Raw genomic sequence first — 18,834 nt, 5'->3', positions numbered from 1 at the left:
GGCGAATGTATCGGACCATCCTGCGGTGCAGCAGGAACGACGGTTAGGAAATCACATGGCAACAGAGACAGTTGCGAAACCCCGCACCAGCGTGCGGGTGGGCGTCCAGAAGTTCGGGACGTTCCTGTCCGGAATGATCATGCCCAACATCGGCGCGTTTATCGCCTGGGGCATCATCACGGCGCTGTTCATCCCGGCGGGCTTCCTGCCGAACGAGGACCTGGCCAAACTTGTCGGGCCGATGATCACGTACCTGCTCCCGCTCCTGATCGGCTACACCGGCGGCCGGATGGTGTACGGGGTGCGCGGCGGGGTCGTCGGCGCGGTGGCCACCACGGGCGTCATTGTCGGCACGGACATCCCCATGTTCATCGGCGCCATGATGCTGGGCCCGCTCACGGCCTGGCTCATGAAGAAGCTGGACAAGATCTGGGAAGGCCGGGTCAAGCCGGGCTTCGAAATGCTCATCGACAACTTCTCGGCCGGCATCCTGGCCGCCGGCATGGCAGTAATTGGCATGCTCGTCGTCGGCCCGGTGGTGAAAGCCTTCAGCAACGGCGCCAGCGCCGTCGTCGAATTCCTGGTCATCAACGGCCTGTTGCCCTTCACGAGCATCTTCATCGAGCCCGCGAAGGTCCTGTTCCTGAACAACGCCATCAACCACGGCATCCTCACCCCGCTCGGCACGCAGCAGGTGCTCGAGCAGGGCAAGTCCATCCTGTTCCTCCTCGAAGCCAACCCAGGTCCGGGCTTCGGCATCCTGCTCGCCTACTCGATCTTCGGCACGGGACTGGCCAAGGCGTCCGCGCCGGGCGCCGCCCTGATCCAGTTCGTTGGCGGCATCCATGAGATCTACTTCCCGTACGTGCTCATGAAGCCCATCATGATCCTCGCCGCGATCGGCGGCGGCATGACCGGCATCTTCACCCTCGTGGTCACCGGCGCTGGGCTCCGGTCACCGGCCGCCCCCGGCAGCATCATCGCCGTCTACGCCGCCACCGCGCGCGACAGCTACGTCGGCGTGACACTCTCCGTACTCTTTGCCACTACCGTGTCCTTCCTGATCGCCTCGGTGATCCTGAAGGCCAGCAAGACCCCGGTGGGGGCCAGCGAGGAAGAGGCCCTCGGCGCCGCCACCGCCCGGATGGAGGAAATGAAGGGCAAGAAGAGCTCGGTGTCCTCCATGCTCACGGGCTCCGGTGCAGCCGCAGGCGGCGTCGCCGTCCTCGCCGGACCGGTCAAGAACATCGTCTTTGCGTGCGACGCCGGCATGGGCTCCAGCGCGATGGGCGCCTCGGTGCTGCGGAACAAGATCAAAGCTGCCGGCTTCCCGGACGTGAAGGTCACCAACTCCGCGATCGCCAACCTCAGCGACACCTACGACGTCGTCATCACGCACCAGGACCTGACGGAGCGCGCCAAGCCGGTGACCGCAAGCGCCGTGCATGTTTCGGTCGATAACTTCATGAACAGCCCGAGGTACGACGAGATCGTGGAACTGGTCAGGTCAAGCAACACGGACGGGGGAACCGACGCTGCCGCTCCCGCCGCCGCCGCGGCTACGGAAGCGGCCGAGGAGGCCGGTCCCGCGGGCATCCTGGTCGCAGAGAGCGTCGTCCTCAACGGCACGGCAACCACCCGTGACGCAGCCATCGACGAGGCCGGCCGGCTCCTGCTGGACCGCGGCGCCGTCGACTCCGGCTACCTGGACGCCATGCACGAACGCGAGGAATCCGTCTCTACGTACATGGGCAGCTTCCTCGCCATCCCGCACGGCACCAACGCCGCGAAGGACCACATCATGAAGTCCGCGGTCTCCGTGGTGCGCTACCCGAACGGAATCGACTGGAACGGCAAGGAAGTGAAGTTCGTGGTCGGCGTCGCCGGCATTAACAACGAGCACCTGCAGATCCTTTCCTCGATCGCCAAGGTCTTCACCAACAAGGCCCAGGTGGCGCAGCTTGAGGCGGCCACGACGGTCGAGGAAGTCCTGGACCTGTTCGGAAAGGTCAACTCATAGTGAAGGCGGTCCATTTCGGAGCCGGAAACATCGGGCGCGGGTTCGTGGGCCTGCTGCTGCACGAGGCGGGGTATGAGGTGGTTTTCGCGGACGTTGCGGAGGCCCTGATCAACCAGCTTGCCGCCGCGGACTCCTACCGGGTCCACGAGGTGGGGGACAACCCCGCCGTCCGCACCGTGGAGAACTTCCGCGCGCTGAACTCCAGCACCCAGGAAGCGGACGTCATCGCGGAAATCGCGACGGCGGACATCGTCACCACGGCCGTGGGGCCGCACATCCTCAAGTTCGTGGCGCCGGTGATCGCGAGGGGGATCGCGGCCCGGGCCGCCGGACTGGCTCCGTTGCAGGTGATGGCGTGCGAGAACGCCATCAACGCGACCGACATCCTGAAGTCCGAGGTGGCCGCGCAGTGGGATCCGGCCGCCGGATCCCTGGATGAAGCCGCAGTGTTCGCCAACACGGCGGTGGACCGGATTGTGCCCAACCAGGAAGCCGGGCAGGGCCTGGACGTCACGGTGGAGACCTTCTACGAATGGGTCATCGACCGGACCCCGTTCGCAGGGAAGGAACCGGTGATTCCGGGAGCGACCTTCGTGGACGACCTGGAACCGTACATCGAGCGCAAACTGTTCACCGTGAACACAGGGCATGCCGCGGCGGCCTATTTCGGTTTCGAGGCGGGCCTCGGCAAGATTTCCGAGGCCATGGCCGATCAGGATGTAGCCGCCGACGTGCGGGCCGTCCTGGACGAAACCAAGGAGCTCCTGGTGGCCAAGCATGGGTTCAACCGTGAGGAGCAGGAGGCGTACGTCCAGAAGATCCTGGGCCGCTTCTCCAACCCGCACCTGCCGGACACCGTGCACCGGGTGGGCCGGGCGCCGCTGCGCAAACTCAGCCGGCACGAACGCTTCATCGGCCCCGCCGCGGAGCTGGCCGAACGCGGGATCGTTCCGGAGGCGCTGCTCGGGGCGATCGCCGCAGCCCTGCGCTTCAACGACCCGGCCGACGACGAGGCCGTGGAGCTCGGGAAGATCCTGGTTTCCTCGGGCGCGGACGAGGCAACGTCGAAGATCACGGGCCTGGCCCCGGACCACCCGCTGTTCCGGGCTGTCTCCACCCTCGTCGAGGAGGCCAAGGCCGCCGTCTAGTCTGTTGTCATTCGCCGAAGCATGCCGCCGACGCCGGATCTCACCCGAGTTCCGGCGTCGGCGTCTGCGTTGGCCGCCCCCGTTGCGCTATCACTTTTGGTGCCCGTCCGCGGGCCTTAGCAATCAGGACTGGTAGGGCATTGTCGCCGGGGTCCTCGCTGAACGCGGGGCGGTAGGGCAAGCTGGACTGGTGACTTCGAACCCCGGTGACCGGACCGCATTGCTGACCCTCGGCGTCGACGGCGGGACCTTCCGCCTGCGCCCCGCCGAACGCCCCGATCTGCCGGGCATTCTCCGGCTCCTGGCGGACGACCAGCTCGGGTCGAGCCGCGAGGACGCATCCGATCCGGCCCCCTACGAGGAGGCGTTCGCAGCGATCGACGCCGATCCGGCGCACCTCCTGCTCGTGGGGGAGGTGGCGCCCGCCGACGCGTCCGGAACCCGCCTGGTGGCGACGTTCCAGCTCAGCTTCCTGCCGGGACTGTCCCGCCGGGGTTCATGGCGTGCCCAGCTGGAGGCCGTGCGGGTCTCAGAGGACCTGCGGGGCCAGGGCGTGGGAGCCGCCATGGTGGAATGGGCCATCGAGGAGTCCCGCCGCCGCGGCTGCTCCCTGGTCCAGCTGACTACCGACAAATCCCGCACGGCCGCCCACCGCTTCTATGACCGGCTCGGCTTCGCGGCAAGCCACGAGGGCATGAAGCTCGTTCTCTAGGGGGCGCGCCGGCTCAGGCCTTCGCGGGTTCCTTCGCGGAGCCCTTGGGCACGAACAGTGTCTCGGCCTGTTCCAGGGACATTCCGTTGGTCTCCGGCACCTTGAACTTCACAAAGAAGAACGACGCCGCCGCGAACATCGCGTACATGGCGTACGTCAGCGGCAGGGAGGCCGCGGCCATGACCGGGAAGCTCAGGGTGATGGCGAAGTTGGCGATCCACTGCGCGGCCGCGGCGAGGCCCAGGGCGCGGGCACGGATCCGGGACGGGAAGATCTCGCCCAGCAGCACCCAGACCAGCGGGCCCCAGGAGGCGCCGAAGCTGATCACAAAGACGTTGGCGGCCACCAGGGCGGCCGGCCCCCACGCGCCGGGCAGCGAAATCGAGTCACCGGTCCCGGTGGCGGATCCGAAGGCCAGGGCCATGGTGCCCAGCGAGAGGGCCATGCCGATGGAACCCGCGAGCATGATGGGCCGGCGGCCGATCCGGTCCACGAGGGCGATCGCCACGAGCGTAACCAGGATGTTGGTGACCGCGGTGGCCACGGAGATGGTCAGGGAGTCCTTCTCCTGGAAGCCGACAGCCTTCCACAGGGTGGTGGAGTAGTAGAAGATCACGTTGATGCCGACGAACTGCTGCAGCACGGACAGGATGATGCCGATCCACACCACGGGCTGCAGCCCGAAGGCCTTGCCCCGCAGGGACCCCTTCTGGCCGGCGACCTTGTCCTCGTCGATGGCCCGCTTGATGTCGCGCAGGTGACGGTCCGTGTCCTCGTCCGGGGCGATGGACTGGAAGATCTTGAGGGCTTCCTCGTCCTTGCCCTTGAACACCAGGAACCGCGGCGACTCGGGCAGCGTGTAGGCAATCCAGCCGTACACGACGGCGGGCACGGCGCCGGCGAGGAACATCCAGCGCCAGGCCTCAATGCCGAACCAGAGAACCTGGTCGGCGCCGCCGGCGAAGTTCGCGAACAGGGCGTCCGAGAGCAGGGCGGCAAAGATACCGGTGGTAATGGCGAGCTGCTGGAGCGAGGCCAGGCGTCCGCGCACCTGGCGCGGGGAGATTTCGGAGATGTAGGCCGGGGCGATCACGGAGGCCAGGCCGATGCCCAGGCCGCCGACGAGGCGCCAGAAGATGAGGTCCCACACACTGAAGGCGAAACCTGTTCCGATCGCGCTGACCAGGAACAGCAGCGCACCGATCTTCATGGCGGGGATGCGGCCGTAGCGGTCCGCGACCTTGCCGGCCAGGTAGGCGCCTGCAGCGCAGCCGAGGAGGGCGACGGCCACGGCAAAGCCGGTCACGGCCTCGCTGAGCGCGAACTCGTCCTTGATGGCATCGACGGCGCCGTTGACCACCGAGGAGTCGAAGCCGAAGAGGAAGCCGCCGACGGCGCCCGCCACGGCCAGCCAAATGACCCGCTGGGGGATCCTGGCTGCGGTCTGGTCTTGGGTGGTTGTCATCTGGCTCCCTCGGCATTTCGCGTTCCACGGCCTGCGCCGCAGCTACCAAGTCTTACACCAGAGCCGGAGCGACGCCTGTCACACGCGGCAAAAAGTGAGAGGAAACATACGGTTCCCGGGCGTGGCGGGCGGGCTCCGCCGTCGTCCGCCCTGTGCCGGGCCCGGAACGTCACGCGGCGCACTCTTTTGGCCGTTCGGCCCCTCATTTTCCCCGGGATTCCGCGGATCCGCACCGGCAGGCACCTCGAAAAACTGCCTGCCGTGACGGCGCGGACCGCCGGGAGCAAAACTTACCGCTCGACCAGGATCCCGTCCGGATCGCACCAGATCATCGCGCCGGTCCGGAGGACGACGCCGTCGATCTCCAGGTCCACGCCGCTCTCGCCGGCGCCGGTCTTGGCGCTCTTGCGCGGGTTGCTGCCCAGCGCCTTGACCCCCAGCGGCAGCCCCGCGATGGCCGTCCGGTCCCGGATGGCGCCGTTAATGACGACGCCGGCCCAGCCGTTCGCGACGGCGCTGGCCGCGATCAGGTCGCCCATGAGCGCCGTGCGCAGTGAGCCGCCGCCATCCACCACCAGGACGGCGCCGTCGCCGGGTGTTGCGAGGGTGGACTTCACCAGGGCGTTGTCCTCGAAGCAGCGGATGGTCCGCACCGGCCCGCTGAAGTGCGTATGGCCCCCGAGCGACTGGAACTGCAGGGCCACGGAGTCAAGCTCCTCGCCGCGTTCGTCATAGAGGTCGGCGGTATTAACGGCGGATGCGGCCATCGGTTCTCCCATGCAGTGGAAATAGGGGGGGCGGATCGTGATCCCCACGATAGTCTGGCTGCACACTGATCTTCAGTCTGCGTCATCCGTTTCCGGGGGGAACCGAATTCCATGAGCCTGTCCGATATGCCCGGAGCAGCTCCGGACCCTGCCCGTGCCAGCCTCGCCGCAGAAGGCCCGACAGCGGTGGCGCTCGCCGAACCCGAACGTGCCGTCCGCCCGGTCTGGATCGCCGGCGTCGTCCTCGTCAACCTGGGCATCAACGCGGCATTCTTCGGCCCGATCCAGGTGCTCCTCGGCCAGCAGGCCGCAGCGTTCAGCGAGGGCGACAAGGAAGCGATCCTCGCCCTCGTGACCGGGGCCGGTGCAGCGGTCTCACTCGTGGCCAACCCCCTGTTCGGCGCCTTCAGCGACCGCACCACCTCGCGCCGGGGCCGCCGGGTCCCGTGGGTCCTCTTCGGGGCCATCCTCGGCGCCGCGGCGCTGATTGCCCTGGCGGGGGCGCCCAACGTTGCCGTCATGACGCTGCTCTGGTGCCTCGTGCAGGCCGGCTGCAACGGCGCCTATGCCGCCATCACCGCCGCCATCCCGGACCGTGTTCCGGTGGCCCAGCGCGGCACGGTGGGTGGCCTGGCCGCAATGGGACAGACCGTCGGCATCCTGGTCGGCGCGGTGATCGCCGCAGCGGTGACTGGGAACTTCGCCGTCGGGTATCTGGTCTGCGCGCTGGCGCTGCTCGCCGGCGTCGTGCTGTATTACTTCAGGAACGACGACGTCCCGCTCCCCGCGGGGGCGCGTCCCCCGTTCAGCCTGGCCGGCTTCGCCAAAGGTTTCTGGATCTCCCCGGCGCTCTACCCGGACTTCGCCTGGGCCTGGCTGACCCGGCTCCTGGTGAACATCGGCAACCACATGGTCACCCTCTACCTGCTCTTCTTCCTCAAGGACGCGGTCCACCTTGAACAGACGCAGGGCATCGCTCCGGAGCTCGGCGTGCTGATCCTGACAGGGCTTTATGCGGTAATGGTGATCATCACCAGTGTGATCGGAGGCCGGCTGAGCGACCGGATGGGAAAGCGGAAGCCGCTCGTGATCATCTCCTCGGTGGTCATTGCGGTGGCCTCCCTGATCCTGGCCTTCGCGCCGAACTGGGCCGGCGCCCTGCTGGGGGCCTCGGTGCTGGGCATCGGCTTCGGCTGCTATCTGGCGGTGGACTTCGCCCTCATCACCCAGGTGCTCCCGGCTGCGCTGAGCCGCGGAAAGGACCTGGGCGTCCTTAACATCGCCAATTCCCTGCCCCAGGTGCTGGCGCCGCTCATCGCCTTCCCTTTCGTGACGATGTGGGGCGGCTACGTGTCGTTGTACGTCGCGGCCGCGGTGATCGGGCTGCTGGGGGCCGTGTTCGTGGTCAAAATCAAGGGCGTCGAGTAGGCCCTGACCCGCGGCAGGGAAGGCCACGTCCGGGCACTTTCGGCACCGCCTGTGACTGGCTCAGGGCCCGGGAGCGTGGCGTATAGTTGACGGGAATTGCCGCGGCAGCGCTGTGGGGAATCCCTCATGTCTGCCGAGAAAAACCGACCCGGAACGCTGCTGATGCCTGAATTCCACTCAGAACTTCCACCGATGGCCCCGCCTCCCACCCTGCCCCGGCAACGGCTCCGCTACACCCGGATCCTCGACGTGGCCGCAGGGTTTGCCCGCAAGGGCCTGGACTCCGTGGTCCTCTCAGAAGTCGCTGCCAAGGCCGACGTTCCGCTGGGCACCCTCTACCGGTACTTTCCCTCCGCCACCCAGCTGGTGCTGGCGCTCTACCGCAAGCAGCTTACGGAACTGCACGCGGCAAACTCACCGGCCGTCCCGGGATCCGGCGCAGGAACCGGTGCCCCGTCAGCCGCCGGCGCTTCCGCGGCATCGGCGAAGAAAACTGCGGGACGCTCCGCGAAGCCGGCCGCGGGGAGTACCAGCGGCGACGTTCCGGCCCACGCGCTCGTCGGCGTCGTGATGGAAATCTTCCACATGCGCCTGATGCAGCCGGCCGTGGAGCAGTGCCTGAACAAGGCTGTCTACACCAAGGACACTGACACGACGAAGCTGCTCCGGGAGATCGACGCCATGGCCGAGAAGGCCGTCACGGCCGTGAGCGGTGACGCCGCCATCTCCCGCGTCCTGCTGTTGACCGTCACTGGGCTGGTCCAGTCGGTCCGTTGCCGCCGCCTGTCGCTCTTCGAAGCCGAGGAAGACCTCAAGAAGGCCTGCGTCCTGCTGACATCCACCCGCCCCGCCGCGTAACTGGTCTAGACCAATCTGATTTTTTACCCGCCAGTAACGGCACTTTTCGGTGATCCGGTTCACTAAAACGGCTGGATAAACGTTTCACCAGCTGCCCGGGTGTGTCGTGTGACACCTTGAGCCCGGGATGTTTTGTTTACCATTGCAGAACCGGAGCGGCCCGTCCGCCTGCAGTATCCGGAGCTTCACCGCAGACCCACCAACCTCGGGTCCCTGCCGACGTTCCCCAGACCATCTTGAGCACGCCTGTGCTTGAGCTTCCATGAGCCGTACGCCCACGGTGAGCCCCAGGAGACAACGACGTGTCCACTGAAACGATCATCCCCACCGACTCCACTTCCCCCGCAGAGACCGTAGCCGCGCTCAGCGACGAGGAAATTTTCGCATCCCACCACGGCGGCAAGCTTTCCATCGCCAGCACCGTGCCGCTGGCCAGCAAGCGCGACCTTTCCATCGCCTACACGCCGGGTGTTGCCCAGGTCAGCCGCGCCATCGCCGCCGACCCGGAGCTCGCCAAGACCCTCACCTGGGCCCAGCGCCTGGTCGTCGTCGTCAGCGACGGCACCGCCGTCCTCGGCCTGGGCGACATTGGCGCCAGCGCCTCGCTGCCCGTGATGGAGGGCAAGTCGGCCCTGTTCAAGGCCTTCGGCCAGCTCGACTCCATCCCGCTGGTGCTCAACACCACCAACGTCGACGAGATTGTGGAGACCCTCGTCCGGCTGCGCCCGAGCTTCGGCGCCGTCAACCTCGAAGACGTCTCGGCGCCGCGCTGCTTCGAACTCGAGGACAAGCTCATCGAGGCCCTCGATTGCCCCGTCATGCACGATGACCAGCACGGCACCGCCGTCGTGGTCCTCGCCGCGCTGACCGGCGCCGCCAAGGTGACCGGCCGTGACATTGAGACGCTGCGCGTGGTCGTCTCGGGCGCCGGCGCCGCCGGGATTGCCGTCGCGCAGATGCTGCTCACCGCCGGGATCACCGACGTAGTGCTGCTGGACTCCCGCGGGGTTCTCAACAGCGAGCGGGCGGACATCGCCGCCGATCCCGCCAGCAAGAAGGCCCAGCTGGCCGCCAGCGGCAACCCGCGCGGCGTCTCCGGCGGCCCCGCCGAAGCCCTGCTGGACGCCGACGTGTTCATCGGCGTCTCCTCGTCCAAGCTGGCCGAGGAGCACCTCAAGCTCATGAGCCAGGACTCGATCGTGTTCGCCCTGTCCAACCCGGACCCGGAGGTCCTTCCGGAGGTCGCACGCCGGTACGCCGCCGTCGTGGCCACCGGCCGCAGCGATTTCCCGAACCAGATCAACAACGTCCTCGCGTTCCCCGGCATCTTCCGCGGAGCCCTCGACGCCGGCGCCCGCCGGATCACGCCGGCCATGAAGCTGGCTGCGGCCCGCGCCATCGCCGCGCTGGCCGACGAGGACCTCTCGGCCGACTACATCGTCCCCAGCCCGCTGGACCCGCGGGTGGCGCCGGCAGTGTCCGCCGCCGTCGCCGCGGCGGTCGAAGCCGAATAGCCACAGCTGAACACACGACGACGGCGCCGCTTCCCTGGGGGATGCGGCGCCGTCGCCGCTTCATGGCTTCTTCGCTTCCGGCGGCCGTCGCAGTGCCATCCGAACCATAGACTGGGGCGATGAACCCCGAGACTGTTGTGACGACCCTGTGCGGCCTCGCCATCCTGGTGGGCGTGGCCGGGACCGTCATCCCCGTGCTTCCCGGCAGCATCCTGATCGGGCTGAGCCTGCTGTCGTGGGCCATCTGGGGAGGCGCCGGGACCACCGGCTGGGTGGTGTTCGGGATCGGTATGGTCTTCGTCCTGGCCGGGATGGCCGCCAGCGCGGTCCTGACCGGCCGGAAACTCAAGGAGCACAACATTCCCAGCCGCTCGGTGGTGGCCGGACTGGTCTTCGGGGTTGTGGGGATGTTCATCATCCCCGTGGTGGGACTGTTCATCGGTTTCGCCGCCGGCCTGCTGCTGAGCGAACTGCACCGCACCCGGGCTTTCGGCACCGCAGTGGCCTCCAGCGGGGCCGCGCTGAAGGCCACGGGCCTGGGAATGATCGTCGAGTTCGGGCTCGCGTGCCTCGCCGGCAGCACCTGGGTGATCGGCGTATGGATTTCGGCCGCCGCCTAGTCTGCCCGCCGCCTCCCCGCGCCCATTAGCATGGACGTATGAGCTCCGAACCAGGAGAATCCGCACCGCGCCCGGCCCTGTACCGGGACCACCGCGACCTCACACCGTTCCGCACACCGGTCATCCGGACGCCTGTCCGCGATCTCGCCGAAGGGGTGGGAGTGGCGGTGACCGGTGTCCTGGCGGGGCGGATCCGCGGCACCCTGCCCGTGGAGGGTGGTGCGCCGCGGCTCGGCAAAGTGGCGGGCAGGTCGCCATCCAAGGCCACCAAGGCCGTGCATGCCGCCATCTTCGGCAACTCGGACCCGGACCGGCTCATCGCTCTGGCACACTCACAGCCCGGGTGGGCCGGGCTGTGCTACCTGACGGCCGGATTGCTGAGCTATGTCCAGGGCGGCCACCTGCGCGCCTCCGAACTGCTCCAGCGCGGCCTGCTCACCAGGAACGACGACGACGCGAACCGGTACGCTTTCACCTACCTGGCCCGTGTTGTAACCCGGGTAACCGTCGCCGAGCGGGTCGAAGTTCCGGTCCTGTTCAGTGAGGAGGCGGTGTTCCTGGCCTGGTCCCACGCGCTGCGCGAGACCGGACAGCGGGAGGCCGCCCTCGCGGCGCTGACCGGATTGCCGCCGTCGTTGCCGCTGGCCTTGGCGCGCTGCTCACTGGCCGCTTCGCTGGGGCGGGATGCGGACGTCGTGGAGGACACTGAGGGACTGCTCAACGGGGATGACCTCTCGGCCGCCCTGCTCCTGATCCGGGCGCGCTCGCTGCGCAAACTTGGTGCCAATGCGGCCGCCCGTGCCGCCCTGCAGGAAGTCCTGCGCCGCCGGAAGACCGACTTCACGCTCCGCGGTGATGCCCTGACGGACAGGGCCCTCCTGCTCCTGGACGACGGGCGGAGGGCCCTGAACCGGCGGGACTGGCAGCACCGCCCGCCTGCCGATCTGGAGACGGTCAAGGCCATCCGGAAGGATGCCGAACTGCACGAGCTCTGGGACCGCGAGTACGGCCGGGCCGACGGCGAATGAATCCTTGGCGAACTCGTTTCGATCCGGCTCCATGACCCTTGCGGGCCCGCGGAAGCAGGGAGTAAAAACGAGGGATGAGAGATGCGTCAGCGCGCTGGGTGCAGCACTACATCGCCGCCTGGACGTCGAACGATCCGGTTGACATCAGGGCCCTCTTCACCGAGGACGCCGTGTATGCCACGAGACCTGATGATCCCGAGCCGTGGACCGGGCGGGAGCAGATCGTGGAGCGCTGGATCGCCGCGGGCGATGTGCCGGGGGACTGGACCTTTGAGTGGACCCTGCTGGGGGTCGACGGCGGGAGGGCCTTCGTGCAGGGCCGCACCGACTACCGCGGGGACAGCCGCAGCTATGACAACCTCTGGATCATCCAGCTCACGGTCGACGGCCGTGCCACGGCATTTACCGAGTGGTACATGCCGCGCAAGTGACCCGATGGGTTCCGGCGGGCGGCGCGGCCTCAGCCGAGTGACAGGGCGTGGCCCAGGAGCGGCAGCAGCTGCTCCGACAGCAGGACGGCGCCGAGCGCGACCATGATGATGCCGCTGGAAAGCGTCACTTTCCGCGCCGCTCCCGGCCGGGAGTGCAGCAGTTTGCGGGCCAGCAGTGCAACGCAGGTGTAGACCACGGCAACCAGCAGGACAAACGTCAGGCCCAGGAGCCCGGACTGCACCGGGACGGGGAGGGACGCCTCCGGGCTGACAAACTGCGGCACCAGGGCCACATAGAACAGCAACCCCTTCGGGTTGATGCCGCTCGTGCCCATGCCCTGCAGGAACGTCCGGAACTGATTCGCCGGCGCCCGCACCTCTGCGCTGCCGAAACTCGCGCCGCGCCAGGACCGGATGGTGGTGAGTCCGAGCCAGAGAAGGTAGGCCGCGCCGGCCACCGTCAGCCACCCCAGCACCCCGGGAATGCCTGTCAGCAGGGCCGCCAGACCAGCGACCAGGAGCGCCGTGTGCAGCACGTAGCCGCCGCAGAGCCCCGCGACCGCGGGCACGAAGCTGCGCTGCTTCAGTCCTGCGGTGATGGAGTACGCCCAGTCCACCCCCGGCGTGCACGCGAGGGCGCCGGCGACCACCAGAAAGGCGACAAACAGTTGGGGGTTCATGGCGCTCTCCTGACGCTTGGCTACAGGAAAAGTCTAGGAAATATTGCGCCGGAAGTGTTCCCTCTTTTCGCGGAAAAATGCCCTGAACGGGTAAGATTATTGCGTGGTTGACCATTTGGACAGAAGTATTTTGCGCTACCTCAAAGAGGACGGCCGTATGACGGCCACGGCACTCGCCGCCAAGGTGGGATTGACCGTGGCGCCCTGCCACCGGCGGCTCCGCGACCTGGAGGCATCCGGCGTCATCCGCGGCTACCGGGCGGACATCGATCCTGCCGCCGTCGGGCTGGGGTTTGAGGCGATCGTGTTCGTTACGCTGCGCCAGGTGGACCGGGCAACGATGGAGATCTTCGAGAACCGCGTGGCGGACAACCCGAATATCGTGGAGGCACAGCGATTGTTCGGTTCCCCCGACTACTTGCTGAAAGTCATCGCCGAGGACCTGCCCGCCTACCAGCGCTTCTACGACAGCGAGCTGACCTCGCTGCCCGGCGTCGAGCGGCTCACCTCGACCCTGGTGATGAAGAACCTGAAGACCAATATCGGCCCGCCCGTCTAGCCGAGGAACCGCGGAGGCTTCAGGAACCCAGCAGCCCCGTGGTCCGGTAGGGGATGACCTCGCGGAGGAACATGCTGGTGGAGGTCCGCACAATTCCCGGGCAGAGCCGGATTTCCTCGGAAACGCGGTACAGATCGTCCGGGCTCTTCGCCACCACCCGAATGAGCAGGTCAGTCTCGCCAGCGGGGGCGTGGCACTCGAGGACCTCCGGGATGTTCCGCAGCGCGGCGATCGCCTCATTCAGGTGGCTCTGGTCCAGTTCGGCGCTGACTGACGCCGCCACGCCCCGGCCCAGCGCCGAGGGCAGCACCCGGCTGCTGTTGGCACGCAGGGCGCCTGACGCCGTCATCCGCTCCAGGCGCGACTGCACCGTGCCGCGCGCCAGCCCCAGTTTCTGGGCCAGCACCATGATCGGCAGCCGGGGATCTTCGTCGAGGGCGAGGAGAATTCGCCGGTCCGTCGAATCAAGTTCCTGCAATGTGACTACTCCCTGTACGTCGCTGCGGCCAGACTTGATCAGATTGACCAGTTCAACCTAAGTCCATTGCGCCTACTGTATGGCTTCTGTTGAAATAGTGACAACAAAGGGACGCCGGCCACCGCCGGATCCCGACAGGCTACAAGTACCCCGGCACACCACCCGGACCTTGGATGAGGCTTCCCGCAAGGAACCCGCCCGCTGATTGACTCTTGTTCACACCATCGTCTTTCTGCACAAAGTGCCGCAACAGCAGTTCCCCCGATTCGCAGTGCCATGGCCCGGAGCAACGCCCCGGGCCCGGCACGGCAAGAGCCCCTGAGCCACCGACGTCGGTTTTCCCGAAGTCATCGGTAGCTGAGGGGCTCTTGTGTTGCTGCGCATAGGCTGGTGGCATGACGTCTGCCGGCCGCTTCGCCCCCAGCCCCTCCGGTGAACTCCATGTCGGCAACCTCCGCACGGCGATCCTCGCCTGGCTCTTCGCCCGGTCCACCGGCCGGCGGTTCCTGATGCGCGTCGAGGACCTGGACCGGGCCCGGGCCGGCGCGGAGGCGGAGCAGCTCCGCGATCTCGCCGCCGTCGGCGTGACGTGGGACGGGGGAGTGGTCCGCCAGACCGACCGCGGACCCCTCTACGCGGACGCGATCGCCCGGCTGGAAGCGGCGGGTCTCACGTACGAGTGCTACTGCACACGGCGCGAAATCCAGGAGGCTCCCTCCGCGCCGCATGCCCCACAGGGGGCTTACCCCGGCACATGCCGCGACCTGTCCGCGGCCGAACGTGAGGCGAAGCGTTCCGTCAGGCCTGCGGCGGTCCGGCTCCGGTCGGCCGTCACGGAGGCGGCGGTGCAGGACGTGCTGCACGGCAGCTACACCGGTATGGTGGATGACTTTGTGCTCCGCCGCAACGACGGCGTGACGGCCTACAACCTCGCCGTAGTCGTGGACGACGCCGCCCAGGGCATCGACCAGGTGGTCCGCGGCGACGACCTGCTGCCCTCCACGCCCCGACAGGCCTACCTTGCCTCCCTCTTGAATATGCCCGTTCCGGAATATGCGCATGTTCCCTTGGTGCTGAACGCCGACGGCGCCCGGCTGGCCAAACGCGACGGTGCCGTCACGCTCACCGACCTCGCGGCGGCCGGGATTCCTGCGGATGAGGTGCGGGACGCGCTGCTCGCCTCCCTGGGGTTGCCCGACGGGCCGCTCGAGCACGCACTTGCTGTGTTCGACCCCGCCGCGCTGCCCCGGGATCCGTGGGTATGGCCCGGGCTGGGCGGGCCGCACGCGTAGGCTGGAAGCATGTCAGAACCAGAGTTCATCGAAGCGCGCAGCCCGCAGCCGAGTTTTACCGTCGAGACGGCCAAGGTCCTCGCCGAGGTGGCCCACAACCGGCAGAAGGACAAGCTCAAGCGCCCCTACCGTGACCACGTGATCGCCGTCGGGGATGCCCTGGCGGACTTCGACGACGACATCCGGATCGCCGGGTACCTGCACGACATTGCCGAGGACACTCCAATGACCCGGCAGGCGCTGCTGGACATGGGTGTCTCCGAGCGGGCCGTGGACATCATCGAGCGCGTCACCAAGCGCCTGCACGAGAACCCGGACGATTACCAGGCCGGCATCCGCTACATCGCCGAGGACCACGACGCCACCCTGGTGAAGATCGCCGACAACGCGCACAATTCCCTCCCGGAGCGCGTCAAGGCGCTGGCCGAGAAGTGGCCGGACAAGCCGCCGGTCACCCGCTACAACGACGCCCGCCCGGTGCTGTACGCCGCGGTTCCGGTGGAGGAAACCCGGAAGATCCTGGCCCGGATCAACCCGTGGCTGCTGGAGGAACTCGACGACATGCTCGACGAAGCGGACGACACTGACTACGAGAACCTCTCCTACGACGACGCCCCGGCAGGAGCGGGGGCGGCTGCACCCGGCGGGAGTCCTGCCGACGAAACTGAGCCCGCCCCGGACTGAGCATGCGTGCCTATGTCCTTACTCGTTACGGCGGGCCGGGCGCCATGGAGCTCCGGGACGTTCCGGCTCCCCGGCCCGGCCCGGGCGATGTCAGGATCAGGGTCGCCGCGGCGGGCCTGAACCCCGTCGACTTCAAGCTCCGTCAGGGCGCGCTCCGTCCCATCAGCCACTTCCGGCTGCCGATCGTCGCTGGCTGTGAACTTGCCGGAACGGTCGAGGCAGTCGGGCCCGGGCCCAGCCGCTTCGCCATCGGGGACCGCGTCTACGCCCGCGTGGACAAGCGCAGGCTGGGTGCCTTCGCCGAGCTGGTGTGCGTGCAGCAGGAATTGGTGGCCGCCATGCCGGCCTCACTTGGCTTCGCCGATGCCGCGGGCCTGCCGCTGGCCGGGCTGACCGCGCTGCAGGCCCTCCGCGACGAACTCGCCGTCGGACCCGGTACCAGGCTCTTCATCTCCGGCGGTGCAGGGGGCGTGGGGACCCTGGCCATCCAGCTCGCCAAGCATTTGGGCGCCGTGGTCACGGCTACGGCCTCGGCCCGAGGGGAGGCCCTGGTGCGGCGGCTGGGCGCGGACCGAGTCATCGACTACACCCGGGAGGACTTCGCCGGGGTGCTGCGCGATTTCGACGCCGTGCTGGACCTGGTAGGCGGCGCAACGCTCAAGAAATCCTTCCGCATCCTCCGTCCGGGCGGGCGGGTGGTCTCCATCGCCGGGGTTCCGGAGCCACTCACCGCGACGAAGGACCTTGACGCGCCGCCTTGGATCACTGCAGTGTTCTGGGTCATGAGCCTGGGCATCCGCGGGCGTGCCCGCAAGGCGAAGGCCAGCTACCGCTACCTGTTTATGCACCCAAGCGGGGACGGCCTGCGCTACCTGGCAGCGCTCGTCGACGCCGGCCAGCTGCAGCCGGTCGTGGACAGTAGCTATCCGTTCGCCCGGATCGCCGAGGCCTTTGCCGCGCTGGAGCAGGGCCACGCCAAGGGCAAGATCGTCGTCACCCTCTGACAACAACGCGGGGTCACTTAGCGCCCATCCCGGGCCCCATCATGGGCGCTACCTGACCCCGCGTTGCCTTAGGGCTTTTACACCCGGCCCAGGGCGTCGATGTCCTCGAGGAACTGCTGGTGGACCTCGTCGCTGACGGTCGTCCGGGTGTCCGCGATCGCGTCGAGGTAGTCCTGCGTCGCGGGGCCTTTCCGGACGGCCTCGCGGATGGAGGCGTTGCCGCTGGAAGCGAGCCCGCCGTCGTCGTACACCGCTTTCTCCAGGGCTCGCTGGGACGCGCTCCGGGCAGCGAATTCGATGTCCGCGGGGGAGAAGCCCTCGGTCCGGTCCACCAGCAGCTCCACGTCCACGTCGTCCACGACCGTGGCGGGAATGAAGCGCTGCCACATGGCTTCGCGGGCCTGGCGGTCGGGCAGGCCGATGGGGATGACATAGTCAAAGCGGCCGTGGCGCAGGAACGCGGTGTCGAGGGCGCGGATGAAGTTGGTGGCGCACACCAGCAGGCGGCCGGGCTGCTCGCGGAAGGCCGGGATGATCTTGAGCAGCTCGTTGGTGACGCCCTGCAGCGGCGACGGCGGTTCCCCCGAACGCTGCGACGCGATCTCCTCCACCTCGTCGATGAAGACCACCGCGTGCTCCAGCTCGGCGATCTCCAGGAAAGTCTCCCGCAGCGCGCCCGCGAGGCCCTTGGGATCGGAGGCCAGCCGGGAGGGGAAAACCTCCACGAACGGCCACTCGAGGCGGGAAGCGATGGCTTTCGCGAAGGTGGTCTTGCCGGTGCCGGGCGGACCGAAGAGCACGACGGCGCGCGGCGGCACCACACCGTACTCGTCGGCGAGGTCGGCCTCGGCCAGGGGCAGGACCAGGCGGCGCTCCAGGAGCTCCTTCTCGTTCCGCATGCCGGCGACGTTTTCCCAGAGATCGCGGGCCAGGATCCGGCCGCCAAGCAGGCTGAGCGGCTCGAGTTCCTGGCGCTGCACCGGGATTCGCCGCTCGAAATAGCGCAGGTTCTTCTTCAGTACAAAGCCGCGGCCCAGGAACGCCTCCACACGCGTCTCGGATTCCGGCATGAGGGCAGAGAGCTTGTTCAGCCCGTGCGGCGCCATCCGGTTCTCGACGGCGGCCAGCAGCGAGGTGCCGATCCCGCGGCCGCGGTACTCGGGGAGGGTGGCCAGGAAAACGATCCAGCCCTGGTCGTGGGCGGCACGTCCGACGGCGGCGCCCACCACCTGGTCGCCCAGGACCGCGACGACGGCGTGGTCCTTCTCGCAGGAGGCCAGCACCTCGGAGAGCGCATAGACCGGTTCGACGTTGGTGGCCTTGAGGGTTTCCCAGAGGTGCAGGATGCCGTCAAGATCGGCGGAGTGGAAATCCCTGATTCGCCAGTTGGTCATGAGGTGTCTCCCGGGTGGTTCGTCGCTGAGCCAGTGTGAGCCTGTCTGCTGAGCATATGCGAACCGGCACCACGAGGAGTCGCGGGGACGTTGCGTTACGGCGCCCCCGCGACCGGCCAGCGGACGGCTACAGGGCGGCGAGCAGGTTTTTCATTTCCTGGATCTCGCCCGTCTGGGATGCCGCGATGTCCTTGCCCAGCCGGACAGCGTCCGCGTTCTGGCCGGAGCGGACCTCGGCGTTCGCCATCTCGACGGCGCCTTCGTGGTGCGCAACCATCTGGCTCAGGAAGAGCTTCGCGGCTTCGGTGCCCGTGGCTGCGTCGAGTTTTGTGAGGTCGTCACCGCTCATCATGCCCGTCATTGAGTGGCCGCCGGGCGCCTGGGTGGGCTCGTTCCAGTCCTTGAGCCAGCCGGTCATCTTTTCGATCTCGGGCGCCTGGGCGGCCTTGATCTTCGTTGCCAGCGCGGTGACCCTGGCGTCGATGCCCTGCTTCTTCAGGATCATGTCGCTCATCTCTACGGCCTGGGCATGGTGCGGAATCATGGCCTGGGCGAACATCGCGTCCGAGCCGTTGTGGTCCTCGGCCGCAGTTGCTGCACTCGAGCCCGGAGTGGCATGGCCCGTGCTGTGGTCCATGCCGGGCATAGTGCTGCCGCCGGAAGCGGGGCCGGTGGAGCAGCCGGCCAGTGCAATGGCGGCGGCGACGGCAGCGGCGGAAAGCGTGAGGGTCTTCTTCATGGAAAATCGTGTC

General features: G+C 67.8%; 19 protein-coding genes. 13 read left to right on the top strand and 6 right to left on the bottom strand.

Features of this window, described 5'->3' with window-relative positions:
* Positions 1–55: 55 nt before the first annotated feature.
* From LDO13_RS17510 to LDO13_RS17500, 3 genes are all read left to right on the top strand, one after another.
* On the top strand, positions 56–2,020 hold the full coding sequence (locus LDO13_RS17510; RefSeq protein ID WP_224047928.1) for a PTS mannitol transporter subunit IICBA: 1,965 nt from the start codon (positions 56–58) through the stop codon (positions 2,018–2,020).
* Positions 2,020–3,168: a mannitol-1-phosphate 5-dehydrogenase gene (locus LDO13_RS17505; RefSeq protein WP_224047927.1), complete on the top strand. Its 1,149-nt coding sequence runs from the start codon at positions 2,020–2,022 to the stop codon at positions 3,166–3,168. The genes LDO13_RS17510 and LDO13_RS17505 overlap by 1 nt, the downstream gene beginning before the upstream one ends.
* A gap of 190 nt (positions 3,169–3,358) precedes the next feature.
* Positions 3,359–3,880 (top strand): GNAT family N-acetyltransferase, encoded by a 522-nt coding sequence (locus LDO13_RS17500; RefSeq protein ID WP_224047926.1) that lies wholly within the window; start codon positions 3,359–3,361, stop codon positions 3,878–3,880.
* A 13-nt stretch (positions 3,881–3,893) separates the two neighbouring features.
* Here LDO13_RS17500 and LDO13_RS17495 read toward each other — a convergent pair whose 3' ends face one another.
* Positions 3,894–5,345 carry a sugar porter family MFS transporter gene (locus LDO13_RS17495; protein ID WP_224047925.1) on the bottom strand — a complete coding sequence of 484 codons (1,452 nt, stop codon included), beginning with the start codon at positions 5,343–5,345 and terminating at the stop codon, positions 3,894–3,896.
* A gap of 290 nt (positions 5,346–5,635) precedes the next feature.
* Positions 5,636–6,112, bottom strand: a complete 477-nt coding sequence (gene rraA, locus LDO13_RS17490) for a ribonuclease E activity regulator RraA (RefSeq protein WP_224049832.1) — start codon at positions 6,110–6,112, stop codon at positions 5,636–5,638.
* A gap of 111 nt (positions 6,113–6,223) precedes the next feature.
* Here rraA and LDO13_RS17485 point away from each other — a divergent pair, with 111 nt between their 5' ends.
* The 6 genes from LDO13_RS17485 (at position 6,224) to LDO13_RS17460 (ending at position 11,991) form a co-directional block, all read left to right on the top strand.
* Positions 6,224–7,540 carry an MFS transporter gene (locus tag LDO13_RS17485; protein ID WP_224047924.1) on the top strand — a complete coding sequence of 439 codons (1,317 nt, stop codon included), beginning with the start codon at positions 6,224–6,226 and terminating at the stop codon, positions 7,538–7,540.
* Positions 7,541–7,732: 192 nt separating this feature from the next.
* The gene (locus tag LDO13_RS17480; protein ID WP_346347025.1) at positions 7,733–8,398 is read left to right on the top strand and encodes a TetR/AcrR family transcriptional regulator; all 666 of its coding nucleotides are present in this window, start codon (positions 7,733–7,735) and stop codon (positions 8,396–8,398) included.
* A gap of 302 nt (positions 8,399–8,700) precedes the next feature.
* Positions 8,701–9,912: an NADP-dependent malic enzyme gene (locus LDO13_RS17475; RefSeq protein WP_224047923.1), complete on the top strand. Its 1,212-nt coding sequence runs from the start codon at positions 8,701–8,703 to the stop codon at positions 9,910–9,912.
* A 119-nt stretch (positions 9,913–10,031) separates the two neighbouring features.
* Positions 10,032–10,532, top strand: a complete 501-nt coding sequence (locus LDO13_RS17470; protein ID WP_224047922.1) for a DUF456 domain-containing protein — start codon at positions 10,032–10,034, stop codon at positions 10,530–10,532.
* Positions 10,533–10,570: 38 nt separating this feature from the next.
* Complete coding sequence (locus LDO13_RS17465; protein WP_224047921.1) at positions 10,571–11,560, top strand: hypothetical protein; 990 nt, start codon at positions 10,571–10,573, stop codon at positions 11,558–11,560.
* A gap of 74 nt (positions 11,561–11,634) precedes the next feature.
* Positions 11,635–11,991: a nuclear transport factor 2 family protein gene (locus tag LDO13_RS17460; protein ID WP_224047920.1), complete on the top strand. Its 357-nt coding sequence runs from the start codon at positions 11,635–11,637 to the stop codon at positions 11,989–11,991.
* Between the two features lie 29 nt (positions 11,992–12,020).
* On the opposite strand, the gene LDO13_RS17455 is transcribed toward LDO13_RS17460, so the two are convergent.
* The gene (locus LDO13_RS17455) at positions 12,021–12,671 is read right to left on the bottom strand and encodes a LysE family translocator (protein WP_224047919.1); all 651 of its coding nucleotides are present in this window, start codon (positions 12,669–12,671) and stop codon (positions 12,021–12,023) included.
* A 103-nt stretch (positions 12,672–12,774) separates the two neighbouring features.
* Here LDO13_RS17455 and LDO13_RS17450 point away from each other — a divergent pair, with 103 nt between their 5' ends.
* The gene (locus LDO13_RS17450) at positions 12,775–13,230 is read left to right on the top strand and encodes an Lrp/AsnC family transcriptional regulator (RefSeq protein ID WP_224047918.1); all 456 of its coding nucleotides are present in this window, start codon (positions 12,775–12,777) and stop codon (positions 13,228–13,230) included.
* A 19-nt stretch (positions 13,231–13,249) separates the two neighbouring features.
* Here the strand turns inward: LDO13_RS17450 and LDO13_RS17445 are convergent, their stop codons facing one another.
* Complete coding sequence (locus LDO13_RS17445) at positions 13,250–13,708, bottom strand: Lrp/AsnC family transcriptional regulator (protein WP_224047917.1); 459 nt, start codon at positions 13,706–13,708, stop codon at positions 13,250–13,252.
* A 395-nt stretch (positions 13,709–14,103) separates the two neighbouring features.
* On the opposite strand from LDO13_RS17445, the gene gluQRS reads away from it, so the two are divergent.
* From gluQRS to LDO13_RS17430, 3 genes are read left to right on the top strand one after another with little or no spacing between them, the layout of a single operon-like run.
* The gene (gene gluQRS / locus LDO13_RS17440; RefSeq protein ID WP_224047916.1) at positions 14,104–15,000 is read left to right on the top strand and encodes a tRNA glutamyl-Q(34) synthetase GluQRS; all 897 of its coding nucleotides are present in this window, start codon (positions 14,104–14,106) and stop codon (positions 14,998–15,000) included.
* 9 nt (positions 15,001–15,009) lie between these two features.
* Positions 15,010–15,684, top strand: a complete 675-nt coding sequence (locus LDO13_RS17435) for an HD domain-containing protein (protein WP_224047915.1) — start codon at positions 15,010–15,012, stop codon at positions 15,682–15,684.
* A gap of 2 nt (positions 15,685–15,686) precedes the next feature.
* Positions 15,687–16,688 carry an NADP-dependent oxidoreductase gene (locus LDO13_RS17430; protein WP_224047914.1) on the top strand — a complete coding sequence of 334 codons (1,002 nt, stop codon included), beginning with the start codon at positions 15,687–15,689 and terminating at the stop codon, positions 16,686–16,688.
* A 77-nt stretch (positions 16,689–16,765) separates the two neighbouring features.
* Here LDO13_RS17430 and LDO13_RS17425 read toward each other — a convergent pair whose 3' ends face one another.
* Together LDO13_RS17425 and LDO13_RS17420 are read right to left on the bottom strand one after the other, a co-directional pair.
* Positions 16,766–18,082 carry a GNAT family N-acetyltransferase gene (locus tag LDO13_RS17425; RefSeq protein ID WP_224047913.1) on the bottom strand — a complete coding sequence of 439 codons (1,317 nt, stop codon included), beginning with the start codon at positions 18,080–18,082 and terminating at the stop codon, positions 16,766–16,768.
* 127 nt (positions 18,083–18,209) lie between these two features.
* Positions 18,210–18,821, bottom strand: coding sequence for a DUF305 domain-containing protein (locus LDO13_RS17420; protein ID WP_224047912.1), 612 nt, complete (start codon positions 18,819–18,821; stop codon positions 18,210–18,212).
* Between the last annotated feature and the right edge of the window lie 13 nt (positions 18,822–18,834).

Origin of the sequence: Arthrobacter sp. NicSoilB4 (assembly GCF_019977335.1) — a bacterium.
Taxonomy (GTDB): Bacteria; Actinomycetota; Actinomycetes; order Actinomycetales; family Micrococcaceae; genus Arthrobacter.
Note: the sequence above shows the minus strand (reverse complement) of the source record. Positions and strands in the feature narration are given on the sequence as shown.

Bases quoted from the DNA above. Each gene is read 5' to 3' on its own strand.
- LDO13_RS17510 (WP_224047928.1), top strand. From the start codon at position 56: ATGGCAACAGAGACAGTTGCGAAACCCCGCACCAGCGTGCGGGTGGGC.
- LDO13_RS17495 (WP_224047925.1), bottom strand. From the start codon at position 5,345: ATGACAACCACCCAAGACCAGACCGCAGCCAGGATCCCCCAGCGGGTC.
- rraA (WP_224049832.1), bottom strand. From the start codon at position 6,112: ATGGCCGCATCCGCCGTTAATACCGCCGACCTCTATGACGAACGCGGC.
- LDO13_RS17485 (WP_224047924.1), top strand. From the start codon at position 6,224: ATGAGCCTGTCCGATATGCCCGGAGCAGCTCCGGACCCTGCCCGTGCC.
- LDO13_RS17480 (WP_346347025.1), top strand. From the start codon at position 7,733: ATGGCCCCGCCTCCCACCCTGCCCCGGCAACGGCTCCGCTACACCCGG.
- LDO13_RS17470 (WP_224047922.1), top strand. From the start codon at position 10,032: ATGAACCCCGAGACTGTTGTGACGACCCTGTGCGGCCTCGCCATCCTG.
- LDO13_RS17465 (WP_224047921.1), top strand. From the start codon at position 10,571: ATGAGCTCCGAACCAGGAGAATCCGCACCGCGCCCGGCCCTGTACCGG.
- LDO13_RS17460 (WP_224047920.1), top strand. From the start codon at position 11,635: ATGAGAGATGCGTCAGCGCGCTGGGTGCAGCACTACATCGCCGCCTGG.
- LDO13_RS17455 (WP_224047919.1), bottom strand. From the start codon at position 12,671: ATGAACCCCCAACTGTTTGTCGCCTTTCTGGTGGTCGCCGGCGCCCTC.
- gluQRS (WP_224047916.1), top strand. From the start codon at position 14,104: ATGACGTCTGCCGGCCGCTTCGCCCCCAGCCCCTCCGGTGAACTCCAT.
- LDO13_RS17435 (WP_224047915.1), top strand. From the start codon at position 15,010: ATGTCAGAACCAGAGTTCATCGAAGCGCGCAGCCCGCAGCCGAGTTTT.
- LDO13_RS17430 (WP_224047914.1), top strand. From the start codon at position 15,687: ATGCGTGCCTATGTCCTTACTCGTTACGGCGGGCCGGGCGCCATGGAG.
- LDO13_RS17425 (WP_224047913.1), bottom strand. From the start codon at position 18,082: ATGACCAACTGGCGAATCAGGGATTTCCACTCCGCCGATCTTGACGGC.
- LDO13_RS17420 (WP_224047912.1), bottom strand. From the start codon at position 18,821: ATGAAGAAGACCCTCACGCTTTCCGCCGCTGCCGTCGCCGCCGCCATT.